This window comes from Thermofilum sp. (assembly GCF_038871435.1).
Lineage (GTDB): Archaea > Thermoproteota > Thermoprotei > Thermofilales > Thermofilaceae > Thermofilum > Thermofilum adornatum.
In genome coordinates this window covers 129,707-156,063 of the sequence record NZ_JAVZIC010000004.1, presented here as the reverse complement: position 1 = coordinate 156,063, position 26,357 = coordinate 129,707, and the positions used below count along the sequence as shown (strand labels likewise).

Annotated in this window: 25 protein-coding genes; 22 read left to right on the top strand and 3 right to left on the bottom strand. The window is 46.2% G+C overall.

Annotated features, from left to right (window positions below; genetic code table 11):
* Nucleotides 1-131 precede the first annotated feature (131 nt).
* Entirely contained in the window at nucleotides 132-1,487 is a 1,356-nt protein-coding gene (locus QXT17_RS06520; protein WP_342814466.1) for a 4Fe-4S binding protein, read from the bottom strand.
* Nucleotides 1,488-1,578: 91 nt separating this feature from the next.
* On the opposite strand from QXT17_RS06520, the gene QXT17_RS06515 reads away from it, so the two are divergent.
* The 3 genes from QXT17_RS06515 to QXT17_RS06505 all read left to right on the top strand — a co-directional run bounded on the left by QXT17_RS06515 (nucleotide 1,579) and on the right by QXT17_RS06505 (nucleotide 4,196).
* Nucleotides 1,579-1,941 (top strand): DNA polymerase ligase N-terminal domain-containing protein, encoded by a 363-nt coding sequence (locus QXT17_RS06515; protein ID WP_020963587.1) that lies wholly within the window; start codon nucleotides 1,579-1,581, stop codon nucleotides 1,939-1,941.
* Nucleotides 1,942-2,038: 97 nt separating this feature from the next.
* Nucleotides 2,039-2,758 (top strand): acetate--CoA ligase family protein, encoded by a 720-nt coding sequence (locus QXT17_RS06510; protein WP_020963586.1) that lies wholly within the window; start codon nucleotides 2,039-2,041, stop codon nucleotides 2,756-2,758.
* Nucleotides 2,748-4,196, top strand: a complete 1,449-nt coding sequence (locus QXT17_RS06505) for an acetate--CoA ligase family protein (RefSeq protein WP_020963585.1) — start codon at nucleotides 2,748-2,750, stop codon at nucleotides 4,194-4,196. The genes QXT17_RS06510 and QXT17_RS06505 overlap by 11 nt, the downstream gene beginning before the upstream one ends.
* A 7-nt stretch (nucleotides 4,197-4,203) precedes the next feature.
* Here QXT17_RS06505 and QXT17_RS06500 read toward each other — a convergent pair whose 3' ends face one another.
* Complete coding sequence (locus tag QXT17_RS06500; protein WP_020963584.1) at nucleotides 4,204-5,973, bottom strand: alpha/beta hydrolase; 1,770 nt, start codon at nucleotides 5,971-5,973, stop codon at nucleotides 4,204-4,206.
* Nucleotides 5,974-6,071: 98 nt separating this feature from the next.
* On the opposite strand from QXT17_RS06500, the gene QXT17_RS06495 reads away from it, so the two are divergent.
* The 3 genes from QXT17_RS06495 to fabG all read left to right on the top strand — a co-directional run bounded on the left by QXT17_RS06495 (nucleotide 6,072) and on the right by fabG (nucleotide 8,902).
* Nucleotides 6,072-6,686: a YiiX/YebB-like N1pC/P60 family cysteine hydrolase gene (locus QXT17_RS06495; protein ID WP_020963583.1), complete on the top strand. Its 615-nt coding sequence runs from the start codon at nucleotides 6,072-6,074 to the stop codon at nucleotides 6,684-6,686.
* Between the two features lie 72 nt (nucleotides 6,687-6,758).
* Nucleotides 6,759-7,931, top strand: coding sequence for a thiolase C-terminal domain-containing protein (locus tag QXT17_RS06490; protein ID WP_342814465.1), 1,173 nt, complete (start codon nucleotides 6,759-6,761; stop codon nucleotides 7,929-7,931).
* Between the two features lie 5 nt (nucleotides 7,932-7,936).
* Entirely contained in the window at nucleotides 7,937-8,902 is a 966-nt protein-coding gene (gene fabG / locus QXT17_RS06485) for a 3-oxoacyl-ACP reductase FabG (RefSeq protein ID WP_240366739.1), read from the top strand.
* A gap of 20 nt (nucleotides 8,903-8,922) precedes the next feature.
* On the opposite strand, the gene QXT17_RS06480 is transcribed toward fabG, so the two are convergent.
* Complete coding sequence (locus QXT17_RS06480; protein WP_148682211.1) at nucleotides 8,923-9,657, bottom strand: helix-turn-helix domain-containing protein; 735 nt, start codon at nucleotides 9,655-9,657, stop codon at nucleotides 8,923-8,925.
* A gap of 230 nt (nucleotides 9,658-9,887) precedes the next feature.
* On the opposite strand from QXT17_RS06480, the gene QXT17_RS06475 reads away from it, so the two are divergent.
* From QXT17_RS06475 to QXT17_RS06400, 16 genes are all read left to right on the top strand, one after another.
* Nucleotides 9,888-11,423: an AMP-binding protein gene (locus tag QXT17_RS06475; RefSeq protein ID WP_342783194.1), complete on the top strand. Its 1,536-nt coding sequence runs from the start codon at nucleotides 9,888-9,890 to the stop codon at nucleotides 11,421-11,423.
* Between the two features lie 5 nt (nucleotides 11,424-11,428).
* Nucleotides 11,429-12,226: an alpha/beta fold hydrolase gene (locus tag QXT17_RS06470; protein ID WP_020963578.1), complete on the top strand. Its 798-nt coding sequence runs from the start codon at nucleotides 11,429-11,431 to the stop codon at nucleotides 12,224-12,226.
* Nucleotides 12,227-12,228: 2 nt separating this feature from the next.
* Nucleotides 12,229-13,008, top strand: coding sequence for an alpha/beta hydrolase (locus QXT17_RS06465; RefSeq protein WP_342783193.1), 780 nt, complete (start codon nucleotides 12,229-12,231; stop codon nucleotides 13,006-13,008).
* 1 nt (nucleotide 13,009) lies between these two features.
* A complete protein-coding gene (locus tag QXT17_RS06460; protein ID WP_020963576.1) occupies nucleotides 13,010-13,762 on the top strand; it encodes an ABC transporter ATP-binding protein in 753 nt (250 codons plus the stop codon).
* A gap of 1 nt (nucleotide 13,763) precedes the next feature.
* The gene (locus QXT17_RS06455) at nucleotides 13,764-14,483 is read left to right on the top strand and encodes an ABC transporter ATP-binding protein (RefSeq protein WP_052885721.1); all 720 of its coding nucleotides are present in this window, start codon (nucleotides 13,764-13,766) and stop codon (nucleotides 14,481-14,483) included.
* Nucleotides 14,484-14,492: 9 nt separating this feature from the next.
* Complete coding sequence (locus QXT17_RS06450; protein WP_148682208.1) at nucleotides 14,493-15,356, top strand: branched-chain amino acid ABC transporter permease; 864 nt, start codon at nucleotides 14,493-14,495, stop codon at nucleotides 15,354-15,356.
* A gap of 4 nt (nucleotides 15,357-15,360) precedes the next feature.
* On the top strand, nucleotides 15,361-16,590 hold the full coding sequence (locus tag QXT17_RS06445) for a branched-chain amino acid ABC transporter permease (protein ID WP_020963573.1): 1,230 nt from the start codon (nucleotides 15,361-15,363) through the stop codon (nucleotides 16,588-16,590).
* A gap of 56 nt (nucleotides 16,591-16,646) precedes the next feature.
* Entirely contained in the window at nucleotides 16,647-17,663 is a 1,017-nt protein-coding gene (locus QXT17_RS06440) for a 3-oxoacyl-ACP synthase III family protein (protein WP_228647347.1), read from the top strand.
* A 70-nt stretch (nucleotides 17,664-17,733) separates the two neighbouring features.
* The gene (locus tag QXT17_RS06435) at nucleotides 17,734-19,263 is read left to right on the top strand and encodes a substrate-binding domain-containing protein (protein WP_342783192.1); all 1,530 of its coding nucleotides are present in this window, start codon (nucleotides 17,734-17,736) and stop codon (nucleotides 19,261-19,263) included.
* A gap of 178 nt (nucleotides 19,264-19,441) precedes the next feature.
* Nucleotides 19,442-20,404 (top strand): 2-hydroxyacid dehydrogenase, encoded by a 963-nt coding sequence (locus QXT17_RS06430; protein ID WP_342783191.1) that lies wholly within the window; start codon nucleotides 19,442-19,444, stop codon nucleotides 20,402-20,404.
* Between the two features lie 220 nt (nucleotides 20,405-20,624).
* Nucleotides 20,625-21,917: an ABC transporter substrate-binding protein gene (locus QXT17_RS06425; RefSeq protein ID WP_052885720.1), complete on the top strand. Its 1,293-nt coding sequence runs from the start codon at nucleotides 20,625-20,627 to the stop codon at nucleotides 21,915-21,917.
* A 16-nt stretch (nucleotides 21,918-21,933) separates the two neighbouring features.
* Nucleotides 21,934-22,884 (top strand): branched-chain amino acid ABC transporter permease, encoded by a 951-nt coding sequence (locus tag QXT17_RS06420; protein WP_342785262.1) that lies wholly within the window; start codon nucleotides 21,934-21,936, stop codon nucleotides 22,882-22,884.
* 6 nt (nucleotides 22,885-22,890) lie between these two features.
* On the top strand, nucleotides 22,891-23,937 hold the full coding sequence (locus QXT17_RS06415; RefSeq protein ID WP_020963567.1) for a branched-chain amino acid ABC transporter permease: 1,047 nt from the start codon (nucleotides 22,891-22,893) through the stop codon (nucleotides 23,935-23,937).
* A complete protein-coding gene (locus QXT17_RS06410; RefSeq protein WP_020963566.1) occupies nucleotides 23,930-24,706 on the top strand; it encodes an ABC transporter ATP-binding protein in 777 nt (258 codons plus the stop codon). Before QXT17_RS06415 ends, QXT17_RS06410 begins: the two co-directional genes overlap by 8 nt.
* Entirely contained in the window at nucleotides 24,699-25,403 is a 705-nt protein-coding gene (locus QXT17_RS06405) for an ABC transporter ATP-binding protein (protein WP_020963565.1), read from the top strand. Before QXT17_RS06410 ends, QXT17_RS06405 begins: the two co-directional genes overlap by 8 nt.
* A gap of 76 nt (nucleotides 25,404-25,479) precedes the next feature.
* Nucleotides 25,480-26,298 (top strand): sulfite exporter TauE/SafE family protein, encoded by an 819-nt coding sequence (locus tag QXT17_RS06400; RefSeq protein ID WP_020963564.1) that lies wholly within the window; start codon nucleotides 25,480-25,482, stop codon nucleotides 26,296-26,298.
* Nucleotides 26,299-26,357 lie beyond the last annotated feature (59 nt).

Sequence of the window (26,357 nt, the reverse complement as noted above, 5' to 3'; positions counted from 1 at the left end):
TTCCCTTAAAACATCCATAACGAAGGGGTTCAAAACCTCAAAATTTTTTAACAAGCTTAATATGATAAGCGCGCGCTAAATTAGTTTTTAGCATGACCTGGGCTTACCAAGCATGTTCAGAGCTATGGGGGCTAGAGGCCGAGAGATTTTTCTATTTCCTTTTTAAATTCTTCCATTGTCGCCTCTCTTTTGCATTCCTCGCATAGCCACAGGCTTTCCCGTTGCTCCTTGCTTACACCCTTCTCTGCAAGCTTCCTCTCCAGTCTTATAATCATCTTTTCTGGACCTATCTCTTTTCCACACTTCCTGCATCTAGCAACGTTGCTTGTGGCGATCTCAATTGTCTTCCCGGAATAGAGTAGTGAGGGATTTGTAGCTTTTTCGATGGTGAGGGCTTTTTCGGGGCAAATCTTTACACAGGCGTTGCATCCTATACAGCTGGAATGATTGAAGAGTAGCCTATAGTTGCCGTCACGTGTGAGTGTCAGGGAATTGCTTGGACAAGCCTTTACGCATGCACCGCAAAGGGTGCAGAGATTCTCGTCTGCTTTTACGCGGAAAAGCTCTAAGCGTGCAAGAGGGGTCCACTCGTCCCTGTCAACGGCTAGCGGGGCGGCTAGTTCGGTTATCTTGTTGCTGTATACGGGTCTTCCCAGCGGCTTCGGCCTTATTATTTCCTCTGCCTCACTGATAAGTGCGAGGTAGTCTTCGACAGCCCTCCTTTTTGGACACTTATCCCTTTTCTCGCTGGGGCAGAAGAAGGTCACATCGAAGCCCAGTTGTCGGGCAAAAAGGTATTCATGTATTCTAAGCGTAGCTATGCAGGGCAACTCGAGAATAGCACCCCTAAGTTCCTCTTTCTCATATACCCCTGCCCTGTTCAATAAACAGGTGACTATGAGCTTTTCAACGCCGCTTTTCTTGAGCTCGTAGAGGAGGCGCTTTACAGCTTCAGGTGAATGCGTGGGAGTATAGAGGAGTCCTGTGGGGCAGTAAGACGTGCATAGACCACACTCGGTACACTTCCTTTCTGAGGCTTTAGGCGGCTTTCCCTCCAACGCGGAGTACGGGCAACTAGCCAGACAAAGGTCGCAGGACCCCAGAGAGGAACACTTTTCATCCAGAACATCCGGGATAGAGGTATACACGAAGAAGACTCCCAGCCCACCCCTTAGCAGGTCCCGTCTAGAAACAATCTTTCCAGCGTCTGATACCACCACTGGAACATATGTGCCCAACGCCTCGAGGTAGGCTCTATATGCCTCAACAAGACTGTCGGCTCCTATACCAGCCTTGTCTGGGTCACGTTCATCAATATAGACGACACGGTGCCACCTAGCCCCAGCCTTACGTAGATACTCGAGAAGCCTAGGCCACTCAGAAGCCCACCTACCCACGACAATTACTCCGTCGTGTTCGTCGGCTGAGCGTGCCAGCTCATCGCCTGGTAGCGGCTCCTGGGCATTTACAACCTCGATATCTGTCATAAAAGAAACATGTTTTAGCATCAATATATGTGTTTATACTCCCTCCCAATGAACCAAGCTTTTTATCAACCTTTTTAAAAAGAAAATCCATGTGGACAAGTACAGGTTCGTTGTACATGAACACAATGCACGTCGGGCCGGGCTACACTACGACCTCCGCCTCGAAATGGACGGCGTGCTGAAGGACTGGGCCTTTAGGAAGCCCCTGCCGCTCGAGCCAGGGGTCAAGCGGTATGGTGTCCAGCAGGAGGACCATGACCTTTACTGGCTGGACTTTGAGGGCGAGATAGAAGAGGGCTACGGGGCTGGAACAATGAAGATATGGGATAAGGGCGAGTACGAGGTTCTTGAACGAACACCTGACAAGATGGTTCTAATGTTCCATGGGTCAAAGCTTAAGGGAAAATATGTGATGCTTAGATTTAAGGATGGGTGGCTCTTTTTCAAGGTCTAATTCAACTTGTACTGCTGTGCAACGCGTGCCTACTTGTTATAATTGTTAACCACTGTTTTTTTAGACATGTTTCAAAGAGAATGTTCAAGGATCTGCTTTGGCAACTACGCCTCAATTGCTTTTTGAAGAGGCGAGGAGAGAAGGCAGGAAAAAGCTACTGGAACACGAGGCGCTAATGCTCTGTGAACACTATGGGTTGCCGGTGCCAAGGTACGGTGTAGCAACAAATAGTAAAGAGGCTGTAGAGGTGGCAACGAAGATAGGTTTCCCCGTAGTAATGAAGGTCATTAGCCCAGATATTGTCCACAAGTCTGATGTCGGGGGCGTCGCTTTAGACGTGAAAACTCCTGATGAGGCACGTGAAAAATACATTACTATTACACGTAGCGTCATGCTGAGGGCTCCTAATGCAAGAGTCACCGGCATCCTTGTAGAAGAAATGCTCCCGAGAGGTCTCGAAATGATTGTGGGCGCCTCGAGAGACCCGTTTTTTGGCCCAATAGTGATGATTGGTGTAGGAGGCATTTTCGTAGAAGTCTTAAAAGACGTTAGTTTCCGGGTGGCGCCGCTCACTCCTCCCGATGCCTACGATATGCTCAGAGACCTTAAGGGATATGTCCTCTTTGGGGGCTTTAGGGGGATGGGTCCCCTAGATGAGGAGGCAGTTGTCGACGTTTTAATGAAGGTCTCGGAGATGATTACTCAACTTGATGAAGTTGCAGAGATAGACATCAATCCTCTATTAGTATATGAGAGGGGGAGAGGAGCAAAAGTTGCAGATGTAAGGTTTATTCTTGGTGATACACGTGGAGAGTGAGCTTTACAGGTTATTTTATCCTAGGGGAATAGCGATAGTAGGCGCATCCAAGAATCCATCAAAGATTGGACACATTGTTCTTAAGAACATCTTGGATGGCGGCTATAAGGGAAGGGTTTACCCGGTGAATCCGACGGCTGAAAGCGTACTGGGCTTGCCATGCTATCCTAGCGTTTCAAGCATTAATGGAGAGGTAGACGTTGTTATAGTCTCGGTTCCCGCCGACAAGACAATAGAGGTAGCCGAGGACGCTGGCCGAGCCGGTGCGCAGTTCCTGGTGGTCCTAAGTTCTGGCTTCAAGGAGGTGGGCAACAAAGAGCTAGAGGAGAGACTCGTCCAAGTGGCTAGGAAAAATGGTATGAGGGTTCTTGGTCCAAACATCTTTGGATACGTCTACACGCCGGCAAAACTCAACGCGTCCTTTGGTCCGCCAAACCTTCTGCCGGGCAATATTGCCTTTATAACTCAGAGCGGAGCCCTAGGCATAGCCTTGATGGGCTACTCAATTGTCGAGGAGATAGGAGTCTCAAGCGTCGTAAGTGTAGGTAACAAGGCGGATATAGACGACGCTGATCTCTTGTCTTTCTTTTTAAATGACCCAAACACTCAGGCCGTCATAATGTATATAGAGGGAATCAGCGACGGCAGAAAATTCCTAGACATTGCAAGCGAATTCTCAGCCAGGAAGCCCATAATAACTATCAAGGCAGGCAGAACAGAGTTTGGAGCAAAAGCAGCGGCTAGCCATACAGGGTCACTTTCAAGCGGGCCAATATTGTGGGAAGGAGTCCTAAGACAGGTAGGTGCACTACAAGTCAAAGATGTACAGACCGCTTTTGATTATGCTAGGATTTTTGAGCGAAACATTAAGCTGCCTGGTCCAAATGTATTAGTCATTACGAACGGTGGGGGAGCAGGTGTACAAGCCACAGATACCTTGGCTGAAAGGGGCATTCGCTTGAACGAACCCCCCAAGGATTACGTAGACTACCTAAGAACATTCCTGCCGCCCTTTGCGTCGACGAGGAACCCAGTAGATATAACTGGAGGTGCGAGCGATGAATACTACTACCTTGCACTCCGTAAGGCTCTGGAGCATGAAGAGATACACTCAATCCTTGTATTATACTGTCAAACTATGACCACAAACCCGATGAAGACGGCTGAGGCAATAATCAAAGCTGTTCAAGAGACAGACATAAAGAAGCCTGTTGTAGCCGGCTTTGTAGGTGGACCCGAGTCAAAGGAAGCCATAAGCTATCTATATAGAGCAGGTATACCTGCATACCCAACGCCTGAACGCGCAGCTGAAGCTCTTTCAGCAATCTATCTCTACAGCAAGAGGAGAAGCGTGGTAGAAGCGCGCCTAGCCTATCTAAAGACGCTATATGGGAAGTCTCAAAGACTTGTCGAGACAAGGATAATAGGAGAAAAATAAAATTTTTTTAAAGTAAAGCCATTACGGCCGCCATCGTGAAGGCAACAGTGAGGGCCCTAAAGATCGACGTGATGCCGATGTTTCTATATTCCTTGTAGAGATAGCTCGCGACAAACGCGTGTAGCATTTCAACACTCATGAAGGCATAGTATAGACCGTATGCGTTCATGCCGAGGAAGGACTTAACTGTGTCAAGGTTCTCTAGAGAAATTAGCCCTGCCGCGACATATTGCTTCAATATACCTTCGGCTACAAGTGGCTGGGCTACTAGTCCAACCCACCATGCAAATGGGAGGACTCTCAACATGTACTCGAGTATAATTGTTATGCCGAGCTGTAGCCACCATTTTTTAACTGGGATCTTGTCTTGGATGAGTTCTCTAAGGTAGAACTCGTCGACAAATATGGGTAGCAGGCAAAGAGCAAACAAGTAGAACATAAATGCGAACCTAGTGGGTGTCATAGCATAATTGGCTACGACACCTGTCAGCGAAATATTATACATGATATATACTGTCAGCCAAGCAATGAGCACCGTTACTAGACCAGGTATCCAGTTCTTCTTTAGTTTTTGAACTGCATCACCAAGAATCTCTCTCTTGATGGCCACGAGGACTATGATTATGGGTAAAAGGGCTAGTGCAAGGAATAGGAAGTAGAAGATGGTATACTGCGCTCCTGAGAACCTTGCAAACTGGTATACTCGCCAGCCCCAGTCAACTATCAATGGGAAAGTATAGAACGAGGCAAGAATGTACAGAATTGACAAGACAATGATGAGAACTATAGCAAATGTTCTGCGGATGCTCGATTTTGATTCAACCTGGACAATTTTCCCTTTGGATCTATAGTACCTTGTGACTAGGTAAGCAACACATAGAACCGCTATTATCGAAAGGAAACTAGCAGAGCCAGAGAGCGAGCCCAGTACAGAGGGATCCAAGTAATAGGTCGCTTTCCCCTTTCCAAAACAGAGTAGGACCCATTCAACTGTCTCCTCTATAGCCTTTTTGGTAAAAACGATGGTGTAGTGGTCGGCTCCGGGAACAATCACAAGTTTCCTGCCGGTACCTGCACTTGGAGAACCAAAGACTTCAGAGGGCTTTCCAGAGGAACTCGTTGCATAGTTAAAGAGCAACTCGGCAAAGGACGGCGGAGTAATAATGTCATTTTCACCCACGATTATAAGGAGGTTGTTTGGTCTCGTTGTGTTTACAGTGCTAATTTCCCATGCATAATACGGTCCAATCATCACTACGGGGTTTATGTTTGGAGCAAGGATTCCAAGTCTTAACGCCGCCCTAGAGCCCATCGAGTACCCTATGACACCTATATGTTGTTTGTCAACGTCTGCCCTGCTCTGCAGGTAAGTTAGGGAAGCGTAGAGGTCGTTTGAGATGTTTGGCGCCGCTATTGGGTCGCCGATATAGTTTACCCCGCCCTCGCTACCGTCGTGTCCCCTATAGTTCAGTGATAAAACTAGGATGCCGTTTCTTGCAAGCTCCGTGGAAATAGCATTCATTGTATCTGATGAGGCACCTAGCCCGTGGACAACAATGACTGCTGGTAGCTTCCCTTGAGCATTAGAAGGCTTATAGATCACTGCCCTAAGTTTGGCTCCGTCGAGACCCGTTATCCAGACTTCTTCTGTCTGGACGCCTTGGTAGAGTAGTGTCTTAGCGGTGAAAGAGCCCGATAAGGCTAGCAGGGCTGAGAGGACGAGAAGTATTACTGCGGCTAACAGCTTTTTGTCTAGTTTAGGTTTTTCTTTGCTCATCAGTTTAAGTTATTTGGGATAACATTTTTATTTGCTTTGTAATATAGGTTAACCAACATGCTTTTATTTATCTTAAAAGGCTAGATATTGATCGACAAATGATAAAAAAGAAACAATTCACAGCACCATTTTTCATGCTACTGTTTTTCCTGGCTTTTACTATGCCTGTGCTCCAGGCTTCCTCGAGCGACAGTTATCACCCATACGGCTACTTCGTGCACCCCTATCCAAACGTCTCGCTTAGACCAGGCGACATCGTAATTGGTCATTACCCTGGACAGGAATATACCATAGTGGGCTACTGGTCCCATGCGGGCATTTTATACAAATATGATCCAACAATTGGCGACTGGCTGGTTGTAGAGGCACTATTCGAGGGTGTAAGAATAAACACTCTAAGCGAATTCATGTCCCGTTATAGTGCTGTCATAATTCTGAGGGTCAAAGGCGTGACAGACTCACAAGCCCTAAGTGCCGCCAACTGGGCGTACTCCAAGCTTGGCTATACATACGACTATAACGGATACTACAAACAAGTATATGGCCCATCCTATTACTGCTCTGAGCTTGTCTGGGCGGCATACAAGGCTACGACAGGCGTCGATATCGACGCGTACTACTGGTTGCCGCAAAACTGGTACGGCGTTCTTCCAGGAGAAATAGTGGCTGATTCAGATGTATACACCCTCTGGCTAAGCGACCTGGGCTTCTAATTTTTTCTATTTCTATCTAGGTAACAATGTTAACCTCTCCGCTTTTAGGCAAGTGTTGAAATTTCCTATTTGGTGACACTAACGCCCCAAAACGGTAGAATAGGCGTTGTAGGAGCCTATAGCACAAAGTATGAGGCCAGGAGTCAAAAGGAGACACACGAAATGATACGTGAAGCTGTCGAGGGAGCCCTGAAAAGCGTTGAGAAGGGGATTTCTCCGCAGGAAATAGACCTAATCATAGTCTCCAACTACAGTGACTCCTTCGGGGGCTTACTGCATACAGCCCCCCTTGTAGCAAGCTACATTGGGAACCTAAACGCTACGGGCTTCAGGGTTGAAAATGCCTGTGCAGCTGGTACAACAGCTGTTTATCTTGCACACAAGCTTCTCAGTGCTGGCTTCTTTAAAAACGCCCTGATTGTTGGCTTTGAAAAAATGAGCACTGTGGGGACGTCTGCAAAGTCGAATGAGATCTTGATGCGTACAAGTGCGCCAGAAGAGTACAAAGTGGGGGCTCCATTTCTAAGCCTCTATGCTTTAATAGCTAGAGAATACATGAACCGCTACGGGGCAAAGGAAGAGGACCTAGCCTTGGTCGCCGTAAAGAACCATGAAAACGCTACAAGAAACCCGCTCGCCCAGTTTCAGAAGAAGATCACAGTTGAAGACGTCTTGAAGTCTCCATACATATCACCGCCCCTAAAACTATTTGATGCCTCGCCACTCTCCGATGGGGCCGTAGCCCTTCTCATGAGCTCGGAGCCTAAAAAGTATACTGATACACCCGTCTACATCAGCGGCATAGCTATGAAGCATGATTATTCAGGGGTCTACCAAAGAAAAGACATGTCAGCTATCGAGGCGGCCAGGCAAGCCGCCCAAGAAGCTTACAAGATGAGTGGATATGACCCAGAAAAGATAGACCTTTTCGAAGTCCACGACGCCTTTACAATCGCTGAGATAATTCTCTACGAGATGCTTGGGCTTGCACAGAGAGGCGAAGGCTACAAGCTGATTAGGGACGGGGTAACAGCATTCACAGGATCTAAGCCAGTAAACCCAAGTGGTGGGTTGAAGGCTAAGGGACACCCCATTGGTGCAACGGGTGTAGGCATGGTCGCAGAGGTATACTGGCAGCTAAGGGGTGAGGCCGGGGCCAGGCAAGTGAAAGATGCAGAAAGAGGCTTAGTTGAGAATCATGGTGGGACTGGGGCAACTTCAGTAGTTATCGTTTTTGAGAGGTGAAGGGAATGGCGTGGAAAGTAAGAATATTTACCGAATTGCTGACCCCTGTAGAGCCCTACAAGTCTACGTACATCGTCGCCATAGTTGAGAATGGAAATGGAGAAAAAAGAATCGCGAGAATACCTCAAAAATACATGGGGCTTGTAAAGGAGGGAGCTGAAGGAGAACTCACAGAAGAATTGACAGTCTTCGGCAAAATCCCAGTATTTATCCCGCGTGTCGATCAGCCAAGAAAAGTCGTCCTTGTTACCGGGGGAAGCAGAGGCATAGGAGCGGCAATATCACTAGAGTTTGCTCGGCACGGTTACAACGTCGTCATTGCGGATATAGTGAGAGATCAGGAAGCAGAAAAAACTCTCGAAGCTATAAAGAACCTAGGTGTAGAGGCATACTTCGTAGAGATGGACGTCAGCAAGAGTGAGAGTGTTTCTAAGGGCATATCAGAGGCTTTACGGCTGGCCGGCCGGATCGATGTATTGGTAAACAATGCTGGCATAACACGTGACACTTATCTAGAGAGAATGAAGGACGAAGACTGGGACAGCGTATTAAATGTGAATCTAAAGGGAGCTTTCCTATGCTCAAAAGCTGTTTTCCCAATAATGAAAAGGAACGGCGGGGGAGTAATCATCAATATTTCGTCAATTGTAGGATTGCTTGGAAACATTGCCCAGGCAAATTATGCGGCTTCTAAGGCGGGACTCATAGGTCTCACTAAGACGCTTGCAAAGGAGCTTGCCCCCTACGGTATCAGAGTCGTAGCTATAGCTCCAGGATTCGCCAAGACTAGGATGGCTCTCGCAGTGCCTTCACCGATCCTCCAAGAATACTTAAGGAGGATTCCAATAGCGAGACTCGTCGAGCCGGAAGAAATTGCTAAATTGGCATACCACGTGGTGGAAAACGAGGCACTCACAGGAATAGTGATACCCATAGACCTAGGAACCACTATTGCATCTCCACTGGCTTAGAGAAAAAATAAAAAAATTATTTAAGTGTAGTTTTTCTCCCAATCTTTCTTAACCATTGACACAAATTCTACAACGGGACCTAGCACCTTGTATTCAGCTTTCCTAAGCGACTTAATTATACTCACACGAGAAACGCCTAGCATTCTTGATAGTTCAACGCTATCAACCCCCTTCGGCCACGAATAATATCCCTTAGACAAAGCCAGCTTTAACATGTTCAGCTGATTGGGGGTCAGCTTGTTCAGTTGCGAAACCAATTTAAGTATAGATAGATAGTTTGCAGAAACAGTTACAAAGTCCTCCTCCTTTACCTCTGTCAAGTAGTATTTCTTTACATGGTCTCTTTCCCTGATCAAAGACAGAAAATCGTAGAACTGTTTCTTACTTATGAAGCCTAGGGTCCACCTCTCAACGCCGCTTCTCGCAATCCACGGAGAAACAAACATTGCACCAAGATTTACACTAGCCTCCATTGTATGTGTCTTTTTAATGTTCATGAGTATTCTCCATGCATCGTCAGACTTCCCAAGTACTTTACAGTTCTTTACTTCGGGAATTGTTTGCGCGACTTCTAGAATGTCCTTAAGCTTGTCCTGCTCGGAACTCTTAATTGTTAAAAAGATCTGCTCTACTCCCCTTGAAAGTTCAGATACATTTACTGATAGAACTGTTGTTGTAACGCCTTCTCTTTTCTCGGTCAATTTAACAACGGGGCAATCATATTGCTCAATGTCGAACACTCCAATGTACATCATTATCCATGCAAAATATTACGAAAACAACTATTTAAATTTTCTGTAGTGTGTTTTTATAATGTAGCCTACTGTCGTAAAAACTATAGAAAAAGAGATACCTTTTAATCGTTGAGAAGGAAATATCCTTGTAGCAACGATAAGAATGGCACCCCGGTCATTAATATTATGTCAAAGGTTAACAATGTTAACCTAAAATGTATAACACGATTTCACCTATTAACATGCATTATATGTCTCTGGAGAGAATCTATACGTGTGGAAAATGGGTCAACAACTGGATAGCTCGTAGAGCAGATATAAGTGGTAATTGGATAGCACTCAAGGACGACCTAACGATACCCTTACGTACGGTGTCCTTTGCACAGCTAAACGAGATGTCCAACAAGATTGCTAATTTTCTTCGGGAAAATTTCGGAATAAGCAAGGGAGATTATGTAGCTATTCTTTCGTGGAGCCGCATAGAGTTTGTTGCCACGCTTCTTGCATGTTTCAAGATTGGCTGTGTCCTAGCTCCTATAAACACGAGGTACACTTCACGTGAAATTCAAGAGTTTGTTGATAAAGTCAATCCAAAAGTTCTCCTATATGAAAAAGAATTTTCAGAAACCGTCTCTAACATAGAGACGAAGAAAGTGTGCTATGACTGTCCAAACGAGTTTAATTATGAGAAATACTCTTCCAATGATGTCTCGACGGCGTGTTGCCTCGAAGACCCCGCCCTAATACTACAAACTGGTGGAACAACTGGAAAGCCAAAATTTGCAATAGTAAGTCACAGGATGATTCTCTGGAACGCCTTGAACACTGTTAGGGACTTGGTTATACCTGGCGACGTCACAATCAACACGTTACCTCTCTTCCACATTGGTGCCTTCACATATCTAATCCCTCTATTAATGTTTGGAGGGACAAGTATTCTAATGCGAAGATGGAATGTTGATAGGTTTATTGACCTCGTAGAAGAGGAGAGACCAACATTTCTCTTCCTGGTTCCGACGCAACTTAGGATGTTGCTTGCTTCGCCCCGTTTCAAGGACGCAGACTTTTCATCCGTTAGGTGGTTTACAAGCGGCGGGGGAGCGTTAACGCCAGACATCATCGAGAAAATATTTGAGAAGGGTGTTGTCCAGAAACAAGGTTTTGGGATGACCGAGATGGGTCCAGGTATTTTTGCTCTCGATCCATGGGACGCTAAGAGGAAAATGGGGTCGATTGGGAAACCGAACCTATTGATAGAGGCCAGGGTTGTTCTTCCAGATGGAAGTGAGGCTCCCAGAGGTGTTGAGGGCGAGCTGTACCTAAGGGGTCCAAGCGTGTTTTCAGGATACCTGAAAAACGAGGAAGAGATGAAGTCTATTATAAAGGATGGATGGCTGGCTACGGGAGACGTTGCTAGGGTAGATGAGGAAGGCTATTTCTGGATAGCTGGGAGAATTAAGAACATCATTAGGAGTGGTGAAGAGAGCGTGTATCCAGAAGAAATTGAGAGGCTTTTGATTATGCATCCAAAGATTAAGGATGCAGTGGTTATAGGAGTCCCTGACCCCAAGTGGGGGGAGGTTCCAAAGGCATTGATTGTACTTAAGGAGGGAGAAAAGATAACGAAAGAAGAAGTCATAGATTTCTTGAAAGACAAGCTCGCGAAATACAAAATACCAAAGTATGTAGAAGTTGTTCCCCAACTTGTCTACACGGAGACTGGGAAGGTGGCTCGCCAGCCTCTTAAAATCCTTTATGGAAAACCTGAAGACAAGTTAGAGGTGTAGGATCCATGGCGTATTTCACTACAACGGACGGTATAAAGATCTATTACGAGGTCGAAGGTGAAGGGGAAAAGACGGTAGTGCTACTCAATGGCATAACGATGAATACTGTAGGATGGAGGCTTCAAGCAGAATATCTGAGGAACCTAGGCTATAAGGTAGTTCTACATGATATGCGTGGTCAGGGACAAAGTGATAAGCCGAGGACAGGTTATAGTATTGATAGACATGTTTCTGACTTGAAGGAACTGTTAGATTACTTGGGCATTAACACTTTTACGCTTGCAGGCATCTCTTATGGCGGAAAAGTAGCATTGGCTACTGCGCTAGCCTTCTCCGAGCAAGTCGAAAAACTCGTAATTCTAAATTCGTCGCACACCGTAGACAAGGCCTTGAGACTGCGTGCCGACAGGTGGATTTTGGCGGCACGGCTTAAGTCAGGTAGATTCCTGTGGCAAGTAATGATTCCGGACATATTCTCAGACGAGTTCATCAATAACAGTTTCTCCTTTATTTCTTCTTTGGCACCTAACTTCGAGCTTGTAGACATGGTAGCATTCGAAGAGATGATTAAAGCTTTTCTTAGGCTCGATCTGAGGGGAAAGCTCTCCAAACTAACAATGCCAACTCTTGTTGTTGCCAGCACTCATGACAGATTCTTCCCGCCTAGATACTCCAAGTTGATAGTTGAGGAGCTTCCCAATGGAAAATATGCTGAAGTTGAAAGTGGGCATGTCTCTATTTGGGAAAAACCGGGCGAAATTAATGTACTGGTGTCGAATTTTCTTAAGGGAGAGGTGAAATAAAAATGTCGCAGGGATTAGAGCACAGGTATGCAGTATCAAAAGACGGTATAAAGATACACTATGTTGCTGAAGGAAATGGAACACCAATAATCTTCGTACACGGCTTGGGCGAAAGCCATCTTACATGGAAACCCCAGTTAGAGTTCTTCCCAGCTAGGGGGTACAGGGTATTAGCACTAGACCTTCGCGGGCACGGCGAAAGCCAGATTCCCCCAAAAAGGATATCAATGGAGGATTTTGCTAGAGACGTAGAAAGCGTCCTCGAAGCCGAAAAGATAGAGAAAGCGCTCATGGTAGGCTACTCAATGGGCGGCCTAGTCCTGCTAGAGCTTTACCGCTTGTATCTACAAAGATTTGAGAAGATTGTCCTCGAAGCCATTGCACCTGAATACCCACCAGCAATGACAGAAGTTCTTGAAAACATGTCTATGCATGAAATAGCCAGCCAAGTAGCTGAGTTCGCTGTGTCGCCATACGCATCTACCGAATTAAAACGAGAAATCTATGAGATAATCTCACGAACTGATAAACGTGTCTACATACAGAGCGCTGAAGCTGCGACAGAAAAAAGCTACAGAGACATAATCAGATCACTTAGGAACCCTGTTCTCTTCATTTCTGGAGAGCTAGACTACATATCCCCACCAGAGGTCGTCGAAGAAATGCACGCCATGGTGCCTACCTCAAAGGCGCACATAATGAAAGGCGTAGGACACATGCCCCACAGGGAAAGACCCGAAGAATACAACCAATTATTGCTAGAATTTTTCAGGGGCATCTAACATGTCAGGCATAATTCTACGCACAGAAAATCTCACAAAGAGCTTCGGTGGACTCGTAGCTGTCAGCAATGTTAACCTGAAGGTGGCGCAGGGCACGGTTCATGCTATAATAGGTCCCAACGGTGCTGGGAAAACAACGCTATTTAACTTGATTACTGGAGTCCTCAAACCTACAAGTGGTAAAGTGTATTTTGAGGACAGAGATATAACTGGTAAACCCCCTCACTACATTAGCTCCCTGGGTCTAACAAGGTCTTTCCAAATATATTCGATTTTCCCAAACCTTACTGTTCTCGAAAACATAAGGCTTGCTGTCCAAGCAAAATGGAAAAACGTGAGATGGGACTTCATTCATCCAACAAGCCATTACAAAGATGTTGTCTGGGAAGCCATGCGGATTGCCTCCATAACTGGCCTCTACGGCAAGACAAACATTTTGGCAAGTAGCCTCACCCCAGGCGACAAACGGAAACTAGAAATCGCTATTGCCCTTGCTGGAAACCCAAAGCTCATAGCATTAGATGAGCCCACGGCCGGCGTATCTCTAGAGGAGGTAGCACCAATTGTACGTCTCATTAAAAAGCTGAGAGACGAAATGAAGAAAACAGTTGTAGTGATCGAGCACAAAATAGATGTTGTTCTCGAAGTAGCAGACAAAGTCAGCGTAATGAATCAGGGAAGTATTCTCGCGGAAGGGTCTCCCAAAGAGATAGTTGAGAATAGGGAGGTTCAGAAAATCTACCTGGGTGAATGATGTGGCGTCTCCAATTCTGAAAGTAAAGGATCTTCATGCATATATAGGCGGCTTCCATATACTTCAAGGAGTAAACTTCGAAGCGGAAGAATACAAGCTCACGGCCATTCTAGGTAGAAATGGCGTGGGAAAAACAACAACTCTAAAAACAATAATGGGAATATATAAGGCAGCTAGGGGAGAAGTGTTTTTCAAAGGAGAGAACATCACTAATTTCCCAACGCATAGCATAGTCAAGAGGGGAATAAGTTTTGTCCCAGCAGAGAAAAATGTATTTGCAAACCTTACCGTCATTGAGAACCTTAAGCTAGCCTATAATGGCCCAAAGGAAAAATTCGACGACAAGCTTGAAATGGTAATGAATCTTTTCCCAGAGCTTAAACGGTTCTCTGGCCTCCTAGCAGGAGAACTTAGCGGCGGTCAGCAAAGAATGCTTGCACTTGCATGTGGACTGGTAAGGGAGCATGATCTTCTCATACTAGATGAGCCATCTGAGGGTCTAAGCCCAGCTTATGTTAAAAACTTCTACAGGCAGCTGAGGCACTACATGCTTGAAAATAAGAAGACAATACTATTGATTGAACAGAACTTTGCTTACGCCCGCGAAATAACAGATTACATTTACCTGATGGATAAAGGTGTTGTGGTGACAGGTTTTCCCTCGGAAAAAATAGAAGAAAACAATCATGTAATAAGGAGAATCCTGGGTGTAAGCTTATAGGTGGTGGATATGGTTTCACCTGAATTGATTCTAAGCGCAGTTATAGACGGGTTGACTTATTCATCAATGATCTACCTTGCAGCCATAGGACTTGTGATTATTTTTGGCTTAATGGATGTCTTTAACCTAGCACAGGGCGCCTTTTTTGGACTAGGAGCATATCTCTTTGTGACGTTTTATTACATGACGAATAACTTCCTGTTGAGCCTATTGTTAACTTTTCTTATAGGGATAGTCCTTGGTCTTCTAACCGAGAGAGCAATAATACGGCCGGTATACGGGAATCCATTAGCACAATTACTACTTACCATGGGACTAATGACTCTATTGTATACCTTTATGCAACTAATATGGCCAACAGGGCTCGTATTTCCGGAGACTCAAAACTTCTTGTTGTCAGGATATATACAGCTAGCAGATGTCAGGATAAGGATCTATAAGTTTGTTCTTATAGCGATTGGATTTGTCCTATTCGGCACCATGAGTACACTTCTTTCAAAAACCATGATTGGTATAAAGCTTAGGGCGGGGACAGAGAACCGAGAGCTCGCTACAGTCTTCGGTGTAGATATCTCGATGCTCTTCACGTCTGCATTTACATTTGGCGTCGCCCTGGCACTACTGGGTGGCGCACTAGTTGCTCCACTGACGCATGCAACCATAGAGCTCCCTGTCCACTTTTCACTTCTAGCATTCGCTATCCCCGTGGTAGGAGGCATGAAAAGTTATTCGGGAGCCTTCTATGCGAGTCTACTGATAGGATTTGTCGACAGGCTTGTAGCCTACTTTATACCCCAACTGGGCTTTGCGATAGATCTCATAGTCATGATAGTTGTCCTAGTGGTTAAACCAGAAGGATTATTCAAGAGGTGAGAAAATGGAGAAACTAAGGAACTACTTGTTGCCTAATAGGTTTCTTGGATACTTGTCCTTAACAATACTCCTTGCCATTCCATGGCTAGACAGGTCACTGGCTACAGGCATTCCCCTGACATTTGTATGGGCTCTACTTGCACTAAGCTACAACATAGTTTTGGGTTTCGCGGGAATCCCAAGCTTCGGGCACGCAGTTCCATTCGGTGTTGCTGCCTTTATTACGGCGGTGCTTCTCAAGCAGGGTGTCCCGTTCCTTCTATCTCTTATTCCCGCCGCACTTATTTCGGGAGCTGTTTATGTCGGCATGGGTCTTCCCGGCTACCGTGTTAGGGGACTGTACTATGGTATCTTAACGCTTGCTATTTCGGAAGCCATTAGAGCTACTATTGAGTACTCTGCCCAAACCACTGTTGCTGTGACGGTAGGTACGATACCTGAGATGGCTTCACTTGAAGGGCTGTACCTCTACCTCGCCCTCTTCACAATATTTCTTGCTCTATCACTTGTGACCGGGATGATAGACATCATTAGCACAAAGCGGAAACGCCAGAAAGTTCTCAAAACACTGATTGTCTTATTGCTCTTTATCTTCTTAGGTTATAGTGGGTACGTAATCTTTAGCTCCTCGGCAACATTCCTCCATGAAGTAGGTTCAGGTCTTCCTTATGTAAGAATCCTGCGATTTGTATATCCTCTTAACGTGTACCTAGTCTCTCTCCTTAGCCTCTACATATCATATCTGTTGATTAAGAGAATCATCACATCCCCTCTGGGAAGCACATTTATAGCAATAAGGGAGAATCCGGTAAGGGCATCTGTTATAGGCTACAACGTTTTTCTCCACCAGTTAATAGCTTTCTTTATTTCAGGCGTCTTTGCAGGGGTAGCCGGAAGCGTGTACGTCGCCTGCATACCTACAATCCAGCCAGACGTCTTCGCAACCGATAAGACCTTCATTGCCATGACTGGTGCTATACTGGGTGGTCTCGGCACATTCGTTGGACCAGCTATTGGCGGTATCCTTGCTGGCTTCCTTAGAGACTACCTTTCAACGATAACTCCAGCACTCATATCACTAGGCTTCCTTTCACTCCAACAACTGCAACTCTTCCCCAGCTTTATTCTAGGACTCCTCTACATAATAGTTGTCCTGGCATTACCATACGGTATCTACGGTACATGGTTGCTTAAAGGCTGGAAGCTCAAGAGAAAGATCGAAAGCATCTTCTAGGTTTCGGGAAATAGTTAACCGTTTTTATTTTATAGGATTTTTCCCAGAGTATTTTGATGGCTACGAAGCCTGAAATAAAAAAATATGCCAGGATAGTGAGCACGGGCATAGCCCTTGGAAAAACACTAGTAACTAACGATGACTATGAAAAGTTCTTTGGTCTTAAGCTTCCCGATGCATGGAGAAATGCACTAGAAAACCGCATAGGCATCAAACACCGATACGTCTCTGCGCCAGACCAGGCCCCCTCGGATCTAGCCGCAGAAGCCGCTAGAATGGCTCTTCAAAACGCCAACCTCACTATAGACGATATCGACCTTATCATATTCGCAACAGATACCCCAGACTTCCAGACCCCACCAACAGTTTGTGCAGTTCACCAGAAGCTAGGCGCAAAACTAAAAACAGGAGGCTTCGACATAAACGCGGCCTGTGCAGACAACACAATAGCCCTCATGCTTGCGGCACAGAACATCATGCTCAACGAAGACGTCAACTATGTCTTGGTAGTTTCACCTTACACGATGACCAAATTTATTGACCCACAAGACGTGACTGCCTCCATTTTCTCTGACGGAGCCGGAGCCGTCATCCTTGGCCCATCAAGTGAACCTGGCTACATTACTGGAAAAATAATCGCGGATGGTAGTTATACAGACTACTGGGGCATATACATAGGGGGTGCAAGACCAGTAAACGAGAACGTCGTAAAGGAGGGATGGCACAAGCTGAGGTACCTTAAAAGGTATCCACCCGACATAAACCTTCGCCACTGGCCTGGACTAGCACAAGAGGTACAGAAAAAGGCAAACTTAACAGCCAACGACATAAGCTACTACTTCGTAACACAGGTAAACAGAGAGATGATCCACCAGCTCATGAGGCTACTTGGACAGCCAATCGAGAAGGCTCCAACCATAATGGAGAAATATGGATACACTGGATCTGCCTGCGTATTCATGGCTCTACACGATACTCTAACACAGGGCAAGATTAAGAAGGGAGACTACATACAGTTCATCACTTCCGGAGTAGGCTTCGTCATGGCAAGCGCAATCTTCCGCTGGGTATAAAAGGCAAATATAGCCCAGAAATAGTAGTTAACCCTTTTTTTATTGAATAAGAAATTATTATTACAACTGTATGAAAACAAAAGAACGAGCTAAAAGTCTTTCCCTCCTTTTGATAGCACTAATAGCACTAGCGTTTGTACCAATAAACGTCAAGGCCCAGAACCCCAATGAAATCGTTATAGGCATCGTCACCGACAGGACAGGTGCACTAAGCTACTACGGCGACATGTCAATTAACGGCTTCATTCTTGGACTCATGTACGCGCTAGAGATACCAAGCTTCGAGACAGTTACGCCAAACCTAGAATGGAAACTTAACTGGCAAGGCAAAACAATACACATCATAGCGGCAACCAATGTTCCAGCCGGCCAGCAAATCCCAGACCCAGCCACAGCTACAAAAGCAGCCGAGGACTTGATACAAAACAAGGGAGCCGAGATACTCGTAGGCTGTTCAGACAGCCCGTCAGCTATCGCCCTTACACAGATAGCCCAAAAATACAAGGTCGTATTCCTGGTTGTCCCAGCCGCTGACCACGAGATAACCAAGACCTACCTAAACAGGTACGTTTTCCAGATTTCAAGTACAACTTGGCACGACGCAATTGCAGGTGGAACATTTGCCACCACCCTCGGCAAAACAGTTGCATTCATAGCACCGAGCAACTCCTGGGGACGCTCTACTGTCGATGCCTGGTCAACAATCATTCAACAGAAAGGAGGAAGCGTTGTCGCCGCAATATATGCCCCCGTAACAACCACTGACTTTACGCCCTACATCCAGTCTCTCCTGGCCTCAAAGGCAGAGGTATTCATTCCCGTATGGAGTGGAGCAACAGCTCTAACACTCTACCAACAGATAAACGCTTCAGGAGTTTACCAAAAGATGAAAGTCACCTCAGGCATACCAGACCTAGCAACCCTGAACCTATTAAAAATGGGCCTATACCTGCCCAACTACAAGGGAATGATGAAGTATGCTTGGAACCTACCACAGAATAACCCAGTCAACGACTGGCTTGTCTCAAAGTATGTTGAACTCTACAAGAAAAAAGCACTTCCAACGATGGGCTCAGTCCTCATAGCCTTCCCCTTGCCAGACCTTTTTGTCGGCGAGGGATTCGTGGCTGGCCATGCGCTTGGACTAGCATTAAAGAAGACCGGCGGCTCAACAGACTCTGAAAAACTAATCAACGCGCTTGAAGGCCTCACATTTACATCTGTGAAGGGAGACATAAAGATAAGAAAAGAAGACCACAGAACAGTACAGGACATGTATATTGCACAAATAGTGTGGGATACAACCTCTCTTGCCAAATACTATACCGAGCAGGATCTACCAGACCTCTACAAGCCCCTCCTCAAAATTGGAATGTTTGCTCCACAATACATAGACACAGTTAAAAGCGTTACACCCCCAGTAGAGGTCAACCTGTATCCGCCACAACAACCAGCACAACAACAGCCAACACAGCCCACGAAACCCGCTCAGCCACAACAGCCTGCACAAGACTTTACTCTGTACATTGTCCTGGCTATAATTGTATTAGTGATAGTGTTAGCTACAGTTTTACTGCTTAGGAGAAAGCCCAAAAAATAAATTTCTTTTTTTGTGTTTTCCCGGGCGCCTTTTCATCCAGCCCACATACGGGGCAGTCGAGGCGCGATCCTACCGGATCAATATATAAATGTGCAGACAGACATATAAATTTCATGCCGCCCCTTTCTCCCATAGATTTGCGTAACTTTATTATCCCTGCATCACACATTCCTTTTTTGTGGAGAGGTTGTTTGTTTATTTGAGGCTTGCCGAGTGGGAAAAGAGGATAATTGAGGACGTTCTAGGCGGAAAAATCGAGATTCTCTACTGGAGCGGTGCCGACTTTTCTGGCCTAGAAGACTCGTCCATAGCTATGGCTGTTACCTTGCCAAGGGAGGCAATCGAGAGAGCGGGAAAACTTAAGTTTGTCCAGGTTCCCGCGGCTGGCGCAGACAACTTAGACCTAGAGGCCCTGTTCGATAGAAACGTCATGGTTGCCACGGCCAAGGGCTGTAACGCCAGGGCAGTAGCAGAGCACGCCTTCGCACTCATGCTTTCACTTGCCAAGAAAATTGTAGAGCAGGATTACGAGGTAAAGAACGGCAAGTGGAGAAGCTACACAGAGGAAAACTTCTTACTAGACCTTGAAGGCTCAACACTAACCATCGTTGGATACGGCAATATCGGCAGAGAGATAGCGAGGATAGCAAAGGCATTCAACATGAAAGTAGTAGCTGTCAAGAAGAACCCAGAAAGAGACGAGTACTGCGACGAATGCTACGGACAAGACAAGCTCAAAGAGGCTCTCTCCCAGGCAGACTATGCAGTAATAGCTCTCCCGCTGACACGAGAGACGAGAGGCCTCATAGGAGAAGAAGAACTAAAGTCAATGAAGAAAACAGCCTATATCATAAACATAGGCCGGGGCCCCGTTATAGACGAACACGCATTATACAAAGCCCTGACACAAGGCTGGATAGCCGGGGCAGGCATAGACGTATGGTGGACCTATCCGCCAAGCCAAGGCTACCCCTCAAGTATAGGTGTCCACAGGCTCCCAAATGTTATAGCTACGCCCCACAAGGCAGGATGGACAAAGAAATCCAGGGAGAAATGCCTCAGGTTCGCTGCAGAAAACATAGCAAGATACCTTAGAGGAGAAAAACCTCTAAACGTATTGACCAAATCAAGAGAGTATTAAATAAAGTTTCGCTAAATATATTTATCGGCAATTTTAGGGGCTCTTTTATAAGCATTACTGATATGCATATTCTAATGGTAAGTTTTACACATATTCAAAGATGTTCTTGACACTTTTTTCAAAATTCTTACCTTTGTTTTGCAATTTTCTGCGAAGATATTTGGCAAAGACATATATAGCCTACATATCGCTGTACTACATCCCCCAAGGGGGAGAACACATGACACAACAAGCAGGAAAATCTAAGTTTAGCGTACAGTTCATCGCCGCAGTTATTGTTACACTTATAGTTGGAATGGCCATTGGCTTCGCCGCCTCGGGATTCTTCGCTGGTCCCCAGCAAGGACAGCCCCAGCAACCCGCTGGAGGACAACCCTCGGCATCTAAAAAAGTTATACAGATAGGCTTCACTCTCCCACTCACTGGCTCTCTTTCATCTATAGGTAAAATCTGGGAAAAAGTTGCACAGATGGCTATAGAGGACTTGAACAAGGAGGTGCAGGCCTACGGCTTCAATGTCGAGTTTAAGGCTGTTATATTGGATGATGGCACATCTGTTGACAAGGCCGTATCAAATGTCCAGACGCTTGCACAGCAAGGAATAAAGGTGGTCATCGGGCCAGCTGCAAGCTCTCAGGTCAAAGCAGTAAAAAGCTTTGCAGACAGCAACCAGATAGTAATAATTTCTCCATCCTCGACCGCGCCAACACTCGCGATACCCAACGATTTTATATTCAGGACCGTCGGTTCTGACGCTGGCCAAGCAAAAGTCCTCGCAACCCTTGCTTTCCAGGAGGGTGCAAGAAAAGTAATAGTCTTCCACAGGAACGACGAGTATGGAAACGCGTTTGCCGACTTCTTTTCAAAGGCATTTACGCAATTTGGCGGGAAAGTTGTCGACATGCCTTATCAGCCAGACCTTTCTGACTATGCGGCGGACGTTAACAGCCTTGCGAGCAAGGTTCAGACTGAGCAAGCCGATGCTGTTGTATTAATCTCATTCGACACGGACGGCGGAAACATACTTTCCCACGCTGCAGAGTCGTCTATTCTCTCTAGTGTTAGATGGTTCCTTTCGGAGGGCCCGCATGGAGCAGCAGAGCTTAAGACACCTGCCGTTGGAGCTTTTGCTGCAAAGGTTAAGCTTCTGGGAACACGTCCGCTTTTTGTAGCGAATCCTCTCTATGAAGAGTTCAAACAGAAACTTAAGGAGAAGTATGGGGTAGATGCCACAGTCTTCTGTGACAACTTGTACGACGCAGTCCAGGTTGCGGGCTGGGCAATCCTTAGGGCTGGAAGCAACGACGGCAATGCAATTAGGAACGCCCTGGTGGAAGTTGCAAAGCACTACTACGGTGTAAGTGGCTGGACGATCTTTGACAGCGCTGGTGACAAGGCAAACCAGGACTACGGCGTATGGGCCATAGTAAAGACTGGCGCTGGCTACGACTTCAAAGACGTCGGCTTCTACCAGAATGGACAAATAATATTCACCGAGAAACCATACCCATAGGGTGAAGCAACAATATATGCTACCACTTGACCAAAACACAATAATAAATTTTCTTTTTTACTCTTTCTTCTATCTACTCTTTGCCGTACCCCTTACCCTTAGCTATCGAACGACGCGGGTCATGAACTTTGCCCACGCCAATTTTATAACCTACGGAGCCTATGTAGCCGTATTTCTTAATGGCTTGCTTGGCAACCAGAGCCTTCTCTTATCGTGCCTACTGGCGTTCCTCGTTTCTGGGACGCTTGCTGTTGCTAGTCACATTTTTGTCTTTAAACCCCTTAGTGATAGAGGAGCTTCAATGTCTCTCATAATGATAGCGTCGATGGGTCTCTGGATAATGTACAACTATGTCCTCTACATGTTGGCTGACATAGCACACGCACTTAGCGGGGTCAACTTTGTCTCGTATGGGAGAATACTCTATAATGACGTACCAGAAATCACGATAGGGGGCCTAAGGTTGTCTGGCGGCTTCATTGCGGTTCTTGTGGCAGCTGTCGGCATGGTTGTATTTCTCTACTTTTTCCTGAATAAAACCTCGCTGGGAAAAGCGATGCGCGCCGTTGCAGACAACCCGGTCTTGGCCGAGATTTCTGGGATACCCAGGAACAAGGTAATAACTGTTACATGGCTGATAACGGGCGGCATAGTCGGGATAGGTGGAGCAATTTGGACAAGTTTCTCGGGAACAGTCACGCCTACAACCGGCGACGCTATGATTCTACAAGTCTTCACCGTTGCATTTATCGGGGGGCTGGTCTCATTGGTTAAGACAGGCATTGGAGCATTCGTGATTGCCCTCATAGAGAATGTCGGCATTAGTTTCCTGAATGCTTGGTTCGGTGTCCCAACTAGCTTTAGAACCTTCTTGACATTTGTAACATTGCTTGTTATCTTGATTGCTTTTCCACCTCTTGGCGCAGCTGGTGGTTTACCATTCAGGTATAGGAGAAAAAGGGGGTGAAGCCAGATGATAGATGTGGTTGGTTTCCTGATAAGCTGGCTTACGTTCTTAGGGATATATGGTATACTCGCTGTAAGCCTGAACTTCGAGTCTGGCACTAGCGGTGTGACAAACTTTGGAAAGGTGTTTTTCTATGGCCTCGGAGCCTATATCGGTGCAGCTTTGACGGTTTACCTTTTCCTTTTGCTTAGCGGTGTAGATACATCTAAAGTTTCACCCTTTGATATCGAGGGAATTGTGCTTCTAGGCGAACTAGCTACGAAGAATCCTATTCTCGATATAGGACTACTGGTAGCATCATTGGTTTTAGCTTTTCTGGTAGCCGGCATAGTAGGGTATCTCCTTAGCTATCCAATTATAAGGGTTGGACCGGCATTTGTAGGCTTCACATTACTTAGTACAGGCGAGCTTTTCAGGATCTTTGTCCAACACTATGAGCCACTAGGAGGAAGCAAGGGCATAATGTCTATTCCGCACCCATTTGCCTGGGTACCTAATCCAACGCTGAGGGCATTGCTCTACCTATTTATCGTATTGGCTCTTCTAGCACTTACTTACTTTGTATTTCGCCGTCTCTACAATTCGCCACTCGGGCGAACACTAAGGGCAGTAAGAGATGACGAGATAGCTGCACTGTGCCTAGGCAAACACGTACCAAGGCTTAAGGCAATGGTTCTCTTTATTGGGTCGGGTTTCGCTGGTATGGCCGGTGTACTCTTAGCCTTTTACTATAGCTCAATTAATCCAGACATATTTGTTCCTGCAGTTACATTCAATGTTTGGGCAATGATAATTCTTGGAGGTATGGGCAACCTTGAAGGTTCGCTTCTAGGTGCCGCTATCTTTACTCTCTTTGACAGGCTCCTCGCCTTTGTGACGCCACAGCTCGGCATAACAATTATCTCACCCGACTATATCAGAGGATTCCTGGTAGGCTTCTTGATCGTTGTTGTCCTCCTTTTCCGTCCTCAGGGAATCCTGAAGGAGGGAAAGATAGAGACACCTGCATGGAAGGTATATGAAGAAGAGGTAAAGGGTGAGAAAAGTGGCTAACATCCTAGAGGTAGACAATGTAACTAAGACTTTTGGAGGGATCGTAGCTTTGCAAGATGTAAGTATAAGCGTGCCAGAGAGAGGCGTTGTCGGCCTTATAGGCCCCAACGGCAGTGGAAAGACGACACTCTTCAACGTGGTCTCTGGCTTCTATGTGCCTGACAAGGGGGAGGTCTGGTACCACAATGGAGGCAACAGCGAGAGGATAGACGGCCTAAACCCCAACGAGGTGTTTGCAAAGGGCATAGTGAGGACCTTCCAGATACCACGCTTGTTCAAGTCCCTAACAGTCCTCGAAAACCTCCTGTTGACCCCCTTCGGCCAGAAAGGCGAGCATCCATTGAAAGCTATCAACCCTGAGACTTGGCAGGAAGAAGAGAAAGCGCTTGCAAAAAAGGCCATCGAACTACTAAATAGGTTTGGCCTCCTAGAATATGCAAACGTAAGGGTTTCAGAGCTGAGCGGGGCACACATGAAGCTCATAGAAACCATTAGGGGCCTTATGACGCCTGCAAGAGTATTCTTGCTAGACGAGCCGGCAGCCGGCGTAGAGGCCACAGCGGCACACAACCTGTTTAGGCTTGTGAGGGAGCTTAATGCTAACGGCTACACATTCCTAATAGTGGAGCATAGAATAGAGGTGATGATGCAGTACGTGGACTACGTCTATGTCCTCCACAACGGCCAGCTATTGGCAGAGGGGAAGCCGGACGAAGTTGTGTCAGATAAGAGGGTTATCGAGGCGTATTTAGGTGATGCCAATGCTTAAAATAAGCGAACTATACTCTGGATACGGCAAAATGAGGGTTATCCAGGGGGTAAGCCTCGAGCTTTCAAAGGGAGAAATACTGGCTATCCTTGGCCCAAACGGTGCAGGGAAAACCACGCTCCTAAACTCGGTTTTTGGGATAGCGACCATACATAGTGGAGATATCTATCTCGACGGCACAAAGATAACTGGCAAAAAGCCATCAGAAATAGTCAAGCTAGGGGTAAGCTACTCTCCACAGCTAGACAACGTTTTCCCAAACCTCACCGTAGAGGAAAACCTCTACGTCGGCGCCTTTATAAGGGGCAGAGACCCAAAAATCAAGGAAGACATCGAGAACATCTTCGAGCTCTTCCCCGAGATAAAGAGGAGAAGACACCAAAAAGCAAAGACACTGAGCGGCGGAGAGAGGCAGATGCTTGCAGTGGCCCGCGCACTCATGACGAACCCCAAGGTCTTACTACTAGACGAGCCTACAGCCGGTCTTTCGCCAAAAGCCGGGATAACTCTTATGCGAAAGGTCAGAGAAATAAAGGAAACAATGAACATAGCCGTTCTAGTCGTGGAGCAAAACGTTGCGAGAGCCCTCGAGGTAGCAGACAAAGCCTCTGTCCTTGTGGGCGGGAGAATACTCAGAGAAGGCTCAGCCGAAGAATTTAGGCACATAGAGATAGAGAAGCTCTTCTTTGGAAAATAATTTTTTCCTTAATCTTCCTAACTTTATAATAGCAAGTCATTTATGCGTTTTGTTATAGGTAAGTCTGGCGAGACAGATGGACTCGCTGTCACTTCTAGGTCTTATAGCTTTGGGGCTTTGCTCGGGAGGCGTTACAGGGCTGATAGGATCAAGCGGCGTCCTAATCGTCGTTCCAGCGCTAACGCTCTTGTTTGGTCTTCCAATTCACACAGCTATTGGGACGAGCCTCGCAGTAGACGTGATAGCCTCTATAATCGTGTCAATTGTTTACTATAGGATGGGAAATGTAGAGCTAAGATCAGGCCTGGGGCTTGCACTTGGCGCAGTGGTTGGGGCACAGGTGGGAAGCAGGATTGCTAAATACATACCAAGCGCAAATTTAGGCAGGGGCTTTGGCATCTTTTTAGTCATCATTGGTGCAGGAAGACTAAGCGGAAAAGGACTAATCGGGCTACTAAGCTCCCAGCACTCCCCTCAAAGCATGGACACCAAGAATGTTTCGGGCCAAAATAATAGCATAAAGGTCGGGCCTATACAGGTCGCGGTCTCACTTGTTTTGGGTTTCCTCTTAGGGATAATCAGCGGCATCTTCGGCGCAGGAGGCGGTATAATGTTTCTTCTAACGCTCATAGTTCTCCTTAAGTATCCGCTACACAAGGCAGTCGGAACCTCCACATTGATGATGACTCTGACTGCTCTATCAGGAGCTATTGGCTATGCCCTCAACGGATATGTGTCGCCATTAGCCTTCATCTTGGTAGGTGCAGGAAGTATTGTGGGTGGGAGGATAGGCGCAGTATATGCAAACAAGGTTCCCGAAGCCTCCCTCTCAAAGATAATAGGAATAGTATTCATAGCCCTAGGGATAATAATGATTGCAGAACAACTACTATAAAAAGAGTCGGGCTGCCATTTTCGTAAATGCTCGTTTCCTTTACTATAACCATCGATGTT

What these genes read in the sequence shown, in the direction of transcription:
- QXT17_RS06465 (WP_342783193.1), top strand. Translation starts at nt 12,229, where the DNA reads ATGTCGCAGGGATTAGAGCACAGGTATGCAGTATCAAAAGACGGTATA.
- QXT17_RS06425 (WP_052885720.1), top strand. Translation starts at nt 20,625, where the DNA reads ATGACACAACAAGCAGGAAAATCTAAGTTTAGCGTACAGTTCATCGCC.
- QXT17_RS06415 (WP_020963567.1), top strand. Translation starts at nt 22,891, where the DNA reads ATGATAGATGTGGTTGGTTTCCTGATAAGCTGGCTTACGTTCTTAGGG.
- QXT17_RS06520 (WP_342814466.1), bottom strand. Translation starts at nt 1,487, where the DNA reads ATGACAGATATCGAGGTTGTAAATGCCCAGGAGCCGCTACCAGGCGAT.
- QXT17_RS06500 (WP_020963584.1), bottom strand. Translation starts at nt 5,973, where the DNA reads ATGAGCAAAGAAAAACCTAAACTAGACAAAAAGCTGTTAGCCGCAGTA.
- QXT17_RS06435 (WP_342783192.1), top strand. Translation starts at nt 17,734, where the DNA reads ATGAAAACAAAAGAACGAGCTAAAAGTCTTTCCCTCCTTTTGATAGCA.
- fabG (WP_240366739.1), top strand. Translation starts at nt 7,937, where the DNA reads ATGGCGTGGAAAGTAAGAATATTTACCGAATTGCTGACCCCTGTAGAG.
- QXT17_RS06480 (WP_148682211.1), bottom strand. Translation starts at nt 9,657, where the DNA reads ATGATGTACATTGGAGTGTTCGACATTGAGCAATATGATTGCCCCGTT.
- QXT17_RS06420 (WP_342785262.1), top strand. Translation starts at nt 21,934, where the DNA reads ATGCTACCACTTGACCAAAACACAATAATAAATTTTCTTTTTTACTCT.
- QXT17_RS06440 (WP_228647347.1), top strand. Translation starts at nt 16,647, where the DNA reads ATGGCTACGAAGCCTGAAATAAAAAAATATGCCAGGATAGTGAGCACG.
- QXT17_RS06460 (WP_020963576.1), top strand. Translation starts at nt 13,010, where the DNA reads ATGTCAGGCATAATTCTACGCACAGAAAATCTCACAAAGAGCTTCGGT.
- QXT17_RS06400 (WP_020963564.1), top strand. Translation starts at nt 25,480, where the DNA reads ATGGACTCGCTGTCACTTCTAGGTCTTATAGCTTTGGGGCTTTGCTCG.
- QXT17_RS06495 (WP_020963583.1), top strand. Translation starts at nt 6,072, where the DNA reads ATGATAAAAAAGAAACAATTCACAGCACCATTTTTCATGCTACTGTTT.
- QXT17_RS06470 (WP_020963578.1), top strand. Translation starts at nt 11,429, where the DNA reads ATGGCGTATTTCACTACAACGGACGGTATAAAGATCTATTACGAGGTC.
- QXT17_RS06405 (WP_020963565.1), top strand. Translation starts at nt 24,699, where the DNA reads ATGCTTAAAATAAGCGAACTATACTCTGGATACGGCAAAATGAGGGTT.
- QXT17_RS06475 (WP_342783194.1), top strand. Translation starts at nt 9,888, where the DNA reads ATGTCTCTGGAGAGAATCTATACGTGTGGAAAATGGGTCAACAACTGG.
- QXT17_RS06445 (WP_020963573.1), top strand. Translation starts at nt 15,361, where the DNA reads ATGGAGAAACTAAGGAACTACTTGTTGCCTAATAGGTTTCTTGGATAC.
- QXT17_RS06450 (WP_148682208.1), top strand. Translation starts at nt 14,493, where the DNA reads ATGGTTTCACCTGAATTGATTCTAAGCGCAGTTATAGACGGGTTGACT.